We start from the raw sequence: 12615 nt of genomic DNA on the forward strand, positions 1-12615 counted from the left end.
TTATCTTTTCCTGCAGCCGTTTCTGCAGCCAGTATACCGATTACCACCACGCGTGGAAATGATGTACCGGACCTATTCCCTCGCCAACTTCCAGGGTGTCGGCTTGCGCCAGCGCAGCTGAAAGCCACAGCTTTGCCTCCTGTACTGTTTCTGCCCAGTTATCATGACGTGGGCGCAGCGCCGCCAGCGCCGCCGAGAGCGTACAACCGGTGCCATGAGTATTTTTGGTCATCACCCTTGGCGCGGTAAAACGCTGTTCACCCTCACGGGTAAAGAGCCAGTCCGGGCTTTGCACATCATCGAGATGTCCCCCTTTCATTAACACCGCCTCACAGCCCAGCGCCCGTAGCGCCCTTCCCTGCTCTAACATCTCCTGCTCAGTTTGCGCATGCGATGCCCCGAGAAGTGCCGCGGCTTCGGGTAAATTTGGTGTGATAATCGAGACCTGTGGCAGCAAACGGGTACGCAGCGTTTCTACCGCAGAAGGAGATAACAGCGGATCGCCGCTTTTCGCCAGCATCACCGTATCCAGCACCACATTTCGCACTCGATGACGACGCAAACGTTCGGCAACCGCTTCAACAATATCAGTCTCCGCCAGCATACCAATTTTGGTTGTGTCGATACGTACATCACTAAACACCGAGTCCAGTTGTGCAGCAACAAAGTCAGGTTCAATGCGATACACCGACTGCACCCCGCGCGTATTTTGTGCCACCAACGCGGTAATAACCGAGCAGCCGTAAGCGCCAAGCGCCGAGAAGGTTTTTAAATCGGCCTGAATACCTGCGCCACCGCTTGGATCGGTTCCTGCGATCGTTAATGCGTTAATCCGTTTCATGCTTGCTCCTGGGCGGTCAGGTTATAGAGGGCGTCGATAAATGCCGGAACAAAACTTCCCGGTCCGGTTGATTGTTCTGTAGCTATTTGTCCGGCCTGTTTCATCCAGCTGCAGGCTGAAGCGACGTTATCAAGTCTGTCACCACGCAAAGCACAACTGGCCGCAACAACCGCCGACAGCGCACATCCGGTACCCACCACTCGGGTCATCAACGGGTCACCGCCGTTCACGCAGACGGTACGCTGACCATCGGTAACGTAGTCAACTTCGCCGGTAACCACGACAACGGTCCCAACCTGACGCGCCAGCGCCTGCGCAGCCGGGAGGGCTACCGCTGGTGTATCAGTCGTGTCTACACCGCGCCCTCCACCGTTCATCCCCGCCAGCGCAAGGATTTCCGAGGCATTACCGCGAATAGCGGCGGGCTGTAGCGCCAGTAAATCCAGACAGAAGCGACGACGAAACGCCAGTGCGCCTACGGCAACGGGATCGAGCGTCCAGGGAGTATTAGCCCGCAGCGCCTGTTCGACCGCCGCGCGCATGGCAATGGCGCGGCTCTCGGTCAGCGTACCCACGTTAATTAGCAGCGCACTGGCGATAGCCGCAAACTGGCTGGCTTCTTCAGGTTCGATCACCATCGCTGGTGATGCGCCAAGTGCGAGTAACGTATTGGCCGTAAAGCTTTGCACAACCTCGTTGGTCATACAGTGTGTGAGTGGGGAAAGCGTTCTAAATTGATGTAAGGTGTGGGCCGCAAGCGCGCGGCAGTGCAGGTCAGGCTGCATGGTTCAGCTCCTGCCCGCGCGAAGAAGGGACACGAGCAGTGTCAGACTTCCCTACGCTGGCATTATCCAGATCAGGTGGTACGGGTATTTCTCAGCCTTCACCAGGAAGGGCACCCCGAGTCGTTTGGTTACATTTCTCTTAATTTTTGTCAGCTTAGGTTAAGTTGCTCGCCGATGCAAGTTTACCGGTGGTGACGTCACTTATACACGCTGTACCCCACCGAGTACCCCATTTTGTACCTCATACCAATTAAGGAATAGCTCCCAACTTCATTTTGAAACACTAATAGTTGCTCGATTTATTTGGAACCAAGAATCCAACATTGTAATGTTTAAAAACAACTGTATCTGATGGGGAAAATATAAACCAGTATAGTTTGGAGAACTTTTTATATATAGCAAGGCAACGGATGTGATAAGTGATTTATAAAAGCACTTATCTTTACTCTATTTCATTGACAGAAAATGAAACGAATTAATTCTATGTGCTACAATGTGTAGTGCAGAAAAAAACTCTATGTTAACAACAAAAAAAAATACAAGGTGATTTATATGAAAATGAAAGAATATTATGAAGAGATTTCTCTATTAAAATTTAAAGAATTAGAAGATGAACATGATTATATGGTAGCCACAGGTGATTTCCTAACAGAGTTATCAAACATAGCCGATCATTGTGAAAGGAATAAGTTTCAAATTAACAAAGAGCAGAACAAGCAATACAAACCCTCTTATCAACAGGTCACATCTCAATCATTAAATACCTCAGCCAGCTAATTTTTGCATAGAAGATAGCAAAGTGAAATTTACGATGCTTTCGAAAGTAATTACGATACTGACTGTAGTTTTTGAGGCGGTAAAACTGCTTATTTCACTTGTTTTTAAACATTCTTTTTCAGTTGTCGCAACTCAAAAACACTAATAACTAAAACAACGAAAGGCCAGACACTGGAATGGCTGACCTTTCTACATTAATCAATATGGAGCGTGTACAAATGATTAATTCTACACCTATTTATAACAAGTTTAAGTATATCGACGCCCCTTGTGGCTCTGGTAAAACATATCAATTATGTGAGAATATCAATAATAGTACTGAAAAATATATTTTAGTACAGAACACTCAAGAGCTTATTAAGCAGACGGCAAAACAAATCAATAATTGCGAGTATATTATTACTGATACGGTACAAAAAGATGAAAGTGTTATTAGTTCAGTCATTGAATTTCTTTCATCTGGAAGTAATAAAACATTAATCATAACAGATAAAACATTTTTCAAAATCCCTCGTGAATTGTTAGCTAACTGGAATATTTATATTGACGACGTTACTAATTTTCACTCTTTTCAGAACATAAATGAAAGTAGTGCTAAAATAAAAGATTTTATCCGTAATGATTTAATCTACAAAGTACAGTCATTAGATGATAAAAATATGTATATTGCGGCCGAAAGAAATCCAGAAGTAAAGGGCGATATAGTAAAGAACATTTTAAATAAACTTTCAGCATTGAATGATAATGATCTTTTTATAATGAATAATGAGTACTTTACCGATGCGGAAAAGGAACAGCTTAATATCACAGCATGGAAAGATCTCAATAAGTACAAATATATATCAATTACCTTTCTTGGTGCTAATTTCGAAAACTCACTGATCTATAAAGGCAATAAAGAACTCTTTGAACGTACTGAACTTGAAGGATTATTAACACGAAAAACAGCTCTCGAAGACAGGTTAAAGGTTTATTACTTTTCAAAAAATCACAAACTATCAAGGACATGGAAAACTAACAACCCTGATAAAGTACAAAGAATATACTCATATATTGATGAAAAACTTGAGGGACAGGATTTCTACTGGACTAAGAACAAAAGCGATTCTCAGAGCCTTAAGAACGGCACAGAGATAAGCCCGGATGCCAGAGGATTTAACCAGTACAGGCACCTTGATACGTGCGTTTGGTTGGCCTGTATGCGTCCCTCTGAAACAGAAGCTAAACAGTGTGAATTGTTCTTTGAGATTGACGGCGAGGCGATACACATCGCAAGGGAGTACGAAAGTTTACACCAGTTCGTACTACGAGGAATTTCAAGGGATTTTGACAGTACTGAAACACAGACTGTTTATGTTTTTGATGAATGGCAAGCCAGATCTCTTACAGACAATATTGAGTACATAGATCTCGGTATTGATGATGACGAACAAGGGCAGAGAGGCAGACCGCAAGGCTCAATGAACAAGGAAAAGCGTTTCACTCTTGATGACACTAAAGCAACACGTTTCAGACGCTGGAAAGACAACAACCCAGGACTTGAGTTAGAAGCGTTCAGGGCGTTTCTTACCAGTTCTACCAACGCAGATCTCAGTACTGAGGAAAGGGCAGCTATGTACGAGAAGTACGAAAAAGCAGCAAAAAAGAAAGAGAAATAGCTCTGCTTCCCTGTCAGAAACACCATCATAAAACCAATAAATGTCTGAAAAATAATACCTTATAATATCTATAGGTAATAAATTTCCGACATCACAACGAGCAAAAGCGAATTAACTACCTGAAAGCAGGAGCGGCGAAGCAAGCGAACTGTTTCGGGTAGTTAGTGAGAGTGCTCACGCAGTGAGTGCTTGATAGTTATCCCATTGTTTATATAGATAAAACATTTAAACAGCACCCGCTTTGCGTGTACTGTTCGCTGGATTCGGTTCTACTGCTTCGTTCCTTTCAGTCACTGGCAGAGCGAACCAATCGCGTTTTTTGTTCTGTCAGTAAGTACATAACTGATTGTTATTTAATTACTTATTGTACTAATAATTCCTTTGAGTACTTAGTGGGGTATCTGCTGTTTCAGCTACTGTAAAAGCCCTGTCAGTACTGACCAGAGCGAAGCGACCCCGATCCGAGCTGTCCCCCTTCATGATGGTGTTTCGGACAAAACGCACAGGAAGCCTCTGAATGCGATGTTCATTACTGACACACATGAATGTCCAAAACCCTACAAAACGTCGTAGCGACGCTTTAAGTGCGTTTGCGAGATGGAATCGTCAGTACTCCCTGTATTGAAATCAGCTACATAACCCCTTTCATGGATGGCGAATCCGCTTGATCGATTTTACCTATTGATTTGTATTGAATTAATAGTTTTTGATAGATTATAACGATCGATAACTCAATAATTGATCGTTATAATCGATCATGCGTTGATGTGCGTGCTACTCTTGAACATCTGAACACGGACGGTTTTAAGTCCGTACTTTTGGCCTGAGAGAAGATAATGGGAGTGACAAAACGGTGAGAGTGGTACAACTGCTAATCTATAAATTTTGGGGGGATTTCTTTTTAAGGGATCTACCTAAAGGCAAACGAATTATTGTCGATAATACAAATAGAACGAACCATCGATTTGGAAAATTATTAAAGGATAATTGCGGTGAGTAAATATTTAAAAATAGGAATTTATGGCATTTGGGGAGTGTTTTTATTCCTTGCGTCAATGGATAAATTTGGTGATCTTTTCGCAGTCGGTAATGACTTTTGGTCAGTGATAATGCTTATGGTCGCTGGAGTGTGTCAGCTACTGGCAAGTACTGCCGCGATAGGCTGGGCTGTTTTGGGTTCTGGTACGCTTAAAGCGAAGTACTTACCCTATAAACTCGTTAATAATTATACGGTTCCTGTAGTGATCATTGTGCTTGCATTCGTGGCAAGTTCTGCCCGATCTTCAAGCGATGGAGCCAGAGCACAAAAACTTGGTTTTAAAGATAGTAAAGAGTTTTCTATCGCTCGTGAAAATCACATTACAAATACTGATGACTATGCGAAATTTGTAGAAGAACAACGAGTTAAAGCGGCGGAAAAGAAGGTTCAAGATGCGTTAGTAGCAGCCGAGAAAGCTAATCAGGATATAGTAAAGAAATACATTTCAATATTTGATGAGGATAAAAGAGAACAAGCTAAAAAAACGATTAGCAGAGATTTAGAAGAAAATTCAGTATTAACAGAGTCAATACTTACTGAAATTAAATCCTACCCCAATAACTCAGTTGATAGAACTGTAGGACAACGCACATACTTAGATATTGGCGTTAGTATGAAAGAATACATGTCAGCTATCGAGCAATCTAATTGTAGGCAAAGGCTTAACAATTCTTTATTTCCTTTAAATGAATGGAATAAATCTCAATTTAATTTATTGAACGAAAGATTTAATGCTATGAGAAATGGTGTTGATATGGATAGGATTCAGCTTGGCAAAGAATTGCAATACGAAAGAGATAAAATCACCATGCAGTACTTTTATGAAAAAAATAAATATCAAAAATCATTTAATGAGTGTGTTTTCAGTCTGTTGTCTTCTATACCCAATCGTCTTTCAAGACCTGATGCCAGACCTGCTCCCGTAACTGATTATATTCCTAAAGGTATTAAATGCATGAGAAAACCCGAAGGAAATATAAAATCTTGTTATTAAGACCATTGAAATATAATGTACTGTTCTTTAATAAGGAATTAAAGTGAAAAAGACTTCTGTTGCAATGCTGTTATTGTTGAGTACTTCCTTTCATTTACAGGCTGCTGTACCTGATGGAAAAACAGAAACCCCCTTTGCTATTGATAATGAGGTTATTTGTTTGAAAGAAATTCAGAAACAAATGACGCCTTTCCTTAAACAGTTTGAGCAGGAAAACGGTGTTAAGTACAAATACAATGTTAAATCTAGTTTATCGTACAAGGATACTGTAGGGCTACGGTTACAGATCAACCGTGTAGATTCTGGATTGGACGTGCGTGTTGCCGATCTTGATTACTACTGGCTACAGGAGCGGGGCAGCATGTGTCAGCCAGCGTACATGGTACTTGACCGCTTTATTTGAATGTGATTTTAGAGGCCATTAATTTGGCCTCAGTTAATGCTAATTTTCACCAATGACAGATAGCTGTTTATGGTAGAATGCAGAAAGTTTAATTTCTTTATTTCTATCGATGCTTTTAACAAATGATAATATACCTCGTATGATTTCATGTTTATTTGAAACTTCATTTCGTACTAAATCGTAAATTCTTTTTCTATAGACACAATAATCTTTTTTACTAATCGTGATTTTAGGCGTGACGGTTAACCCTGTAATTTCTCTTCGAACTCTCGGGCCCAAGAGTTTTTCTTTTTTTGAGTTTATGGGGAAACCTTCATCATTAATTATTTCTTTTATTAAATAAGATGCCTTTTGCAAGATTAGTATTTTGTTACCAGATATACAAAGATCATCAGCATACCGTGTATATGTCAATGCACGTTTTTTACAATACGTAGATAGGCGATGATCAAGCCTTAAGCAAACGAGGTTAGATAGGGCAGGTGACGTTGGAGCACCTTGGGGTAAATACCCTTCTTTAGTGCAAAATGATGTTAGAATAAATGCTATCTTGTTATTGTAACCAATGTTTTTAAATAAAGTATATACGTGAGATGCCTGTACATTGGTAAAGAAGTTTTGAAAATCGAGATTCAGTATATATTGATTTCCTTCATGAGGTTTTACATTATCAAGTATCGATTTTTTTCGTACAAAACCTTTGGCGTAAACTGAAGGTGATAATTTATCTAAAATACATCTGAGTACCCAACGTTGTATTGCTTTTAATTCTTTTACAGGACTTTCTATGTAACGGATACCACCAGATTTTTTTTCCATTTCAATACGGTGGTAGTATCTATGATTATTAAAGCTAAATTTTGAAATTACTTCTTTCGGAAGTCTGATGAATTGAGATAAATCATCTACATTCTCAAGAATTGGAAGGGATAAAAGTTGCTGTGTGTACTTTCCTTGATGAGCATTCATTTTCGTTTCATCATTGTAAAGGTGCATTATTTTGCTTTGAAAAGTGTGTGCTAGTTTTTAACGGCTAAAGCTGCAAGGCTTGATGTACGAGTCCCCCAAGTCACGGTGGGCGGGAGTTGGGGGACTCGATCATCAAGCTATCTCTGTGATGTAATGCGGGAACGGAGAGACTCTCCATCCTCTGTGAACCTAACTAACGAACTAGTTAAGTCACCAGCTTAAAAACTAGCACACACGAAAATTTTATGATGAATCTTAATCAGTGTCTAGCATATTGTTTATTCATAATATTTGCTCTTAATTCAGAAAGTGATGATTTCATGTGAAAACTATTTATTATTGAATCATAACCAGCTTTAGTGATAGTAAATAATCCCTCTTGCTGATTAATCATTCCTGCCCTTATGAGAGAATGTGTTGCAGCTTTACAAGCAACATTATCCCGAGTGTCAAATTTTCTCTCCATAATCAGTTCCATAGTTTTGTACACTGATCGTAAATTTAAATCATCAAATAGATAGATTAAAAGAAGGACGTGTTTTGAATATAATAAGATATTGTCCAACTTTTTCTTCTTTCTGCCACTAGGAAGAGTTTCCTTAATTTTTCCAAGTGCTAATTTTACATGTTCGGGGTTCTTTTCATCGAAGTTTTTTGGGATATCATATATTTCTCCACCATAGGTTCTTACTAAACGTATAGGCCAATGATTTATAAAGCTTTTCCCTGATTTGAATTCCCCCATTCTCATCACAAGCATTTTGCTTGCTAGGGTTTTATCCATGGAAAAGGCACCTAGTTCAGCGAAAGACCCAGGGCTTTCAGGTATAAGAACTATCAGATCAACAGAGTTTGCAAGTTGAGTTTCTAGCGATAGCAAACTGTTCTTTCCCTGACCTTCGAGGAGGTCTTCAAACAAATCCTCTGGATAAGTGAGAGTGATACCTTTCTCTTGAGAAAGAAAGGTTGAGAATTTATATCGAAGGCTTTTTTTGTCAGATTTATCTTTCCCACACAAGAAGATTGTTTTTTGGGAATCATCAAATCCATTAATCAATAGATTTCTAATTTCATCAATAGTTTGGTGGATATGTAGGTCTGGAAACTTGTTGATAATGCTATCTTTGGGAAGTTTCATGTTTGTTCCTAACAATGGCACTCCTCGTATGTAACCCCATATCTTATTATAAAAAAAGTGTAACTGCATCAGAAATCTCTTAACGCAGTAACATTTTAAAATATTACAAAACCATCAATATATCAATAGGTTATGCTTTTCATTGCTGTTGTGTTATTACATTAGAATTACTGGCCTTTAGGTCGCAAAATAATTAAAAGCCAGGCCTCCCGATTTTTGGCAAAAAATCTAAAGGGATCGTTTACTCAGATAAAAGTACAGTTAGAATTTTTCTGCACGATTTAAAATCTCGCTCGTCTGATCAGGTTCAACCCCGCCGACCAAATGCTGTGTACTCAGAACTCAGTACTCAGTACTCAGTACTCAGTACTGAACTTTTCACTAACCCTATATTGACTAAAGAACGCACGATCAAAAATCTCTTTTGGGTACTCCCTAACGATACTCGCTTTTCTCGTCTCGTTTAGTATCATTTAGATGTTGAATGAATTTAAATGATACTGTATCATTAAGTAAATTCAAATGATACTTTTCACGCAAGTGAGGGCAGGAAAATGATTTTTGGTTACGCGAGAGTCTCAACAAAGGATCAAAATCTTGAGCGTCAGTTGGCAGTGCTGGAACCTGTTTGTGACAAAATTGTGACTGAGAAAGAATCTGGTAAGTCCACCAGCGAAAGACCTGAATTGTTGAACCTGCTTTCACACCTCCGCGAAGGTGACACGCTCGTTACTCACTCGATTGATCGCCTTGCACGTAATACCCGCGATTTGCTGGAAATGATTGATAACCTAGTGGCTCGTGGGATCACTGTTCAGTTCCTTGCAAACTCTATGAGTTTTGATAATTCCCCACAATCACGCCTTATCCTAACCATGATGGGAGCTGTTGCAGAATTTGAGCGGGGTATGATCGCATCTCGTCGCAATGAGGGGATTGCCCTTGCTAAAGAGGCTAAGAAGTACAAGGGCAAGCAAAAGAACAAAGAGCTACATAACAAGATTATCGATATGTTACAGGCCGGGAAGAATACACCAGACGAGATAGCAAAGTTATGTGATTGCGGCAGGGCTACAGTGTTTCGCGTGAAGAAAGAACTGCTTGCCAGTACTGGCTATTTCGAACGCTGATATAGCGGCAGAGGATGAAGAAGAGCCGTCGATAGTTTAGTGCCAAAAGAATTCTTTCGATATCTTGGTTTAATGAAATTTAATTTTTCTTTTAAAATCAGTATGATGATTGATATTCTTGTCTATGATCAGCTAATCGATGCTTGGCGTTTTCTTACTTAGAATAGATAGGATTTCAAATCTGCTATACCACATATAGATGTTTATATATACCTTGGTACTATATGTTGGTGATTTGTGCACTAAATGGACATTAATAGCATTGATTCCGAGGTTATTGAGTTGTATATTTACTCAGTGCTGTTCATCCAACCAGTTTCTTCATCGTAGGGAGAAGTTGATGTCTGACAAAACTGAGTATTTTTCAAAATATTTTGAAATTGGAAATCGAAAATCGTTCTCATCTAAACAAGAGATTAGTCCTGAGAATTTCAAGGAGCTAATTGGCTACTATGAACTCGACGAGGATGTTTCTTGTCAAGTGAAAACTAAAAGAGGTTTCTGTCGTAAGAATCATAAAACTGGTTGGTTAGGGGTTACAGTTGATGGTGTTGAAGCTCTCATTGGAGGGCATTGTGCAAAAACTTACTTTAAAGCAGATATGCGATTTAGTATGGAAACGAAACGTATTAAAACTGAATTAGAGCGAAGGGATTATGTTACCGAATTACAAAATTATAAAATTAATGCTGATGTGATTTTAGAAGAGCTTTCTAATTTAAGAGCTAACCTAATCACTGTTAGAAAGATAGTTGATGTTGTGTATAAAACTATGCCAAATAGTGTCCTGCGATTTCTTGAGTCAGGGCAACGTACTAACAACTGGGCAGTTAATGTAGATGTACTTTATCCTGCGAAGAACGACGATCAAAAGTCCACATGGCAAGTACACGCATTGACCTCTCTTAAATCTATAAGTACTACACGAGAGATTATTAGCTTAATCACAAAGGTTAAATTCCTGATTGGAATTGTTGAGGAATTTAAAAAAATTGATATTTCTGAATTGCCGACGCCTAAGTTAAGATATTATACTAATGAAATTCGTGAAAAGATAGATTATGAGAAACGTTACGGCAGGTTCGTCAATGAAACTAAAAAATTCATCGAATCCAAGAATTTGGATTTACTATTGTTCGTTTGCGACGACTATGAAGAGCAGTTTTTAACTGTCAAATCAATTTTTAAAATTACAGGTTCTAAAGTCCAATCAGATGCTCATATCAGGCTTAGAATTAAAAGAGTCGAGGAGCGTGTTAGCAAATTGTTTAATAACCACCCAGTTAGAGTAAACCAACAAGTCATTAAATATAAAAACAATGCTTTGGCTTAGTTATAAAGTTTATAAATCAAACAAACACCTGCATTTTAACGTATGCAGGTGTTTTATAGCAAAAAAAGTATATAAACAGACCTCATCAATTATTCAACACAACCATCAGTTAATGATATTTTTAATACTACCTAAATTACTATTTCGCCACCAACCTGTAAACGATGATGGCATAATATAAAGAATGAATTATTAATGTAATTTAAGCCCAACAGATTCCATCAATCACATAATTTATGGAGGAAAGAGGAAACGTGTGCAAATAGCGTTTTGTAATCCCACCACTTTTCTCATGGCCTACCGTTTGTTGCAAATGCAAGATGTTCTTAACCCATCCGGCCATTGCGGTAGAGCAAACAGAATGACGAATGCTATGCAAAAGCCTACGCTGTCCAAAGTCATCTAAGTATGAAATTCCAAGCTGATCACGCACGTTAGCAAATTCTTTGCCAATTTTAGTCATGTTCGTACCCGCCACTTCTGAAAAAATCCGCTCTTTCCATTGCCGATCAACATAATCCATAAACCCCCATTCGATAAGCTTAGGATGTATTACCACTTGCCTGGTGGCGTTTTCGGTTTTCCCCTGCCCTCCTTCTGCGATCAAGAAGTAATACCGTTGACTATCCTCATCATATTTGATTTGTGATTTTTCCAGTTTGGCAATTTCTCCTCTCCTAGCTCCAGTGTGTGCCAACAACAACGTAATCCATTTCAACCAGCCATCCGGCTGCTTAAGTGCCCACTCTACAATCTTCTTCATCTCCGCCGGACTGTATGCACCAAATCTGGCTTTTGATGGTGCTGCCACTACGCCATCAGTTGGCGATTTAGGTAATATATCTTTGCTATCGGTGAGAAATGTTTTGAACAAGGATTTATAGAGCTTGAGATGCTTATGGATAGCCTCAACACCCACAAGCTCATCAGGAGGCACGTCATCACAATCTATCAACTGCTGAACATTCATCGAACGATACGGCTGAATAACACGCTTAGGTAAATTCTCAACAACCTCCATCACCTGTCTAATGTCCTGTTTGGTGATCGCAGTTACATCCATATTTCCCCCCAACACTACAAGCAATACTTCAATGTAACGCTCATTCGCCATTGAGATCGATTTAGTCCAATTCTTCCCCTTTTCGACTTTGTACATAGCCCAAGCATCAGTGATAGTTAATACGTTTTCCGGTTCAACTTGTGCCGATGGTTCCTCAATTTTAGGGGATACAACAAGCGGTAGACTGGATAGCAGCGGAAGTGTCACAGTCCTACGTTCTGACACGATCAGGTTTGAGATAAACGCGTCAAACATCGGAGTCGGAGTTGCTAATGATTTAACAAATGGGATGTGCGGAGTGATGTTAACCATCAAAGCTGAGGCTTGGTGATAGCTATCAGTAAGGAGTGATTTTTTATACATCCTGCCATTTGAAAGCCGGATTTGTAGATAGTAATTACCATTTCGTTGAAACGTGTATGGCAGAGTTTTGTACCTCATGATCACTCTCTTTTTGTACCTTAGGTGCATTACACACGGACAAA

Annotated in this window: 11 protein-coding genes and 1 riboswitch; of the genes, 6 read left to right on the top strand and 5 right to left on the bottom strand. The window is 39.7% G+C overall.

All coding sequences use genetic code 11. The annotated features are described in order from the left end of the window. Nucleotides 1-40: 40 nt before the first annotated feature. Nucleotides 41-841, bottom strand: coding sequence for a bifunctional hydroxymethylpyrimidine kinase/phosphomethylpyrimidine kinase (gene thiD, locus ACU8YC_RS05355; protein ID WP_187258714.1), 801 nt, complete (start codon nucleotides 839-841; stop codon nucleotides 41-43). Further along, entirely contained in the window at nucleotides 838-1626 is a 789-nt protein-coding gene (gene thiM, locus ACU8YC_RS05360; RefSeq protein WP_151224715.1) for a hydroxyethylthiazole kinase, read from the bottom strand. Before thiM ends, thiD begins: the two co-directional genes overlap by 4 nt. Before the next feature lie 31 nt (nucleotides 1627-1657). Beyond that, nucleotides 1658-1754, bottom strand: a riboswitch (TPP riboswitch). Nucleotides 1755-2178: 424 nt separating this feature from the next. Here thiM and ACU8YC_RS05365 point away from each other — a divergent pair. From ACU8YC_RS05365 to ACU8YC_RS05380, 4 genes are all read left to right on the top strand, one after another. After that, a complete protein-coding gene (locus ACU8YC_RS05365; protein ID WP_446895093.1) occupies nucleotides 2179-2403 on the top strand; it encodes a hypothetical protein in 225 nt (74 codons plus the stop codon). 218 nt (nucleotides 2404-2621) lie between these two features. After that, the gene (locus ACU8YC_RS05370) at nucleotides 2622-4061 is read left to right on the top strand and encodes a type III restriction endonuclease subunit R (protein ID WP_446895168.1); all 1440 of its coding nucleotides are present in this window, start codon (nucleotides 2622-2624) and stop codon (nucleotides 4059-4061) included. A 992-nt stretch (nucleotides 4062-5053) separates the two neighbouring features. After that, nucleotides 5054-6094, top strand: coding sequence for a hypothetical protein (locus ACU8YC_RS05375; protein ID WP_446895094.1), 1041 nt, complete (start codon nucleotides 5054-5056; stop codon nucleotides 6092-6094). Nucleotides 6095-6137: 43 nt separating this feature from the next. Continuing rightward, nucleotides 6138-6497 (top strand): hypothetical protein, encoded by a 360-nt coding sequence (locus ACU8YC_RS05380; protein ID WP_446895095.1) that lies wholly within the window; start codon nucleotides 6138-6140, stop codon nucleotides 6495-6497. 39 nt (nucleotides 6498-6536) lie between these two features. Here the strand turns inward: ACU8YC_RS05380 and ACU8YC_RS05385 are convergent, their stop codons facing one another. Continuing rightward, nucleotides 6537-7466, bottom strand: a complete 930-nt coding sequence (locus ACU8YC_RS05385; protein WP_446895096.1) for a retron St85 family RNA-directed DNA polymerase — start codon at nucleotides 7464-7466, stop codon at nucleotides 6537-6539. 259 nt (nucleotides 7467-7725) lie between these two features. Beyond that, the gene (locus ACU8YC_RS05390) at nucleotides 7726-8604 is read right to left on the bottom strand and encodes a retron St85 family effector protein (RefSeq protein ID WP_446895097.1); all 879 of its coding nucleotides are present in this window, start codon (nucleotides 8602-8604) and stop codon (nucleotides 7726-7728) included. Nucleotides 8605-9158: 554 nt separating this feature from the next. Here ACU8YC_RS05390 and ACU8YC_RS05395 point away from each other — a divergent pair. Further along, nucleotides 9159-9734, top strand: coding sequence for a recombinase family protein (locus ACU8YC_RS05395; RefSeq protein WP_061068147.1), 576 nt, complete (start codon nucleotides 9159-9161; stop codon nucleotides 9732-9734). A gap of 340 nt (nucleotides 9735-10074) precedes the next feature. Then, complete coding sequence (locus tag ACU8YC_RS05400) at nucleotides 10075-11067, top strand: hypothetical protein (protein WP_446895098.1); 993 nt, start codon at nucleotides 10075-10077, stop codon at nucleotides 11065-11067. 202 nt (nucleotides 11068-11269) lie between these two features. On the opposite strand, the gene ACU8YC_RS05405 is transcribed toward ACU8YC_RS05400, so the two are convergent. Beyond that, a complete protein-coding gene (locus ACU8YC_RS05405; protein WP_446895099.1) occupies nucleotides 11270-12571 on the bottom strand; it encodes a tyrosine-type recombinase/integrase in 1302 nt (433 codons plus the stop codon). Between the last annotated feature and the right edge of the window lie 44 nt (nucleotides 12572-12615).

This window comes from Citrobacter sp. VF227, from assembly GCF_052950715.1.

Excerpts from the sequence above, each read along its gene's own strand:
- thiD (WP_187258714.1), bottom strand. The coding sequence starts at position 841 with ATGAAACGGATTAACGCATTAACGATCGCAGGAACCGATCCAAGCGGT.
- thiM (WP_151224715.1), bottom strand. The coding sequence starts at position 1,626 with ATGCAGCCTGACCTGCACTGCCGCGCGCTTGCGGCCCACACCTTACAT.
- ACU8YC_RS05365 (WP_446895093.1), top strand. The coding sequence starts at position 2,179 with ATGAAAATGAAAGAATATTATGAAGAGATTTCTCTATTAAAATTTAAA.
- ACU8YC_RS05370 (WP_446895168.1), top strand. The coding sequence starts at position 2,622 with ATGATTAATTCTACACCTATTTATAACAAGTTTAAGTATATCGACGCC.
- ACU8YC_RS05385 (WP_446895096.1), bottom strand. The coding sequence starts at position 7,466 with ATGAATGCTCATCAAGGAAAGTACACACAGCAACTTTTATCCCTTCCA.
- ACU8YC_RS05390 (WP_446895097.1), bottom strand. The coding sequence starts at position 8,604 with ATGAAACTTCCCAAAGATAGCATTATCAACAAGTTTCCAGACCTACAT.
- ACU8YC_RS05395 (WP_061068147.1), top strand. The coding sequence starts at position 9,159 with ATGATTTTTGGTTACGCGAGAGTCTCAACAAAGGATCAAAATCTTGAG.
- ACU8YC_RS05400 (WP_446895098.1), top strand. The coding sequence starts at position 10,075 with ATGTCTGACAAAACTGAGTATTTTTCAAAATATTTTGAAATTGGAAAT.
- ACU8YC_RS05405 (WP_446895099.1), bottom strand. The coding sequence starts at position 12,571 with ATGAGGTACAAAACTCTGCCATACACGTTTCAACGAAATGGTAATTAC.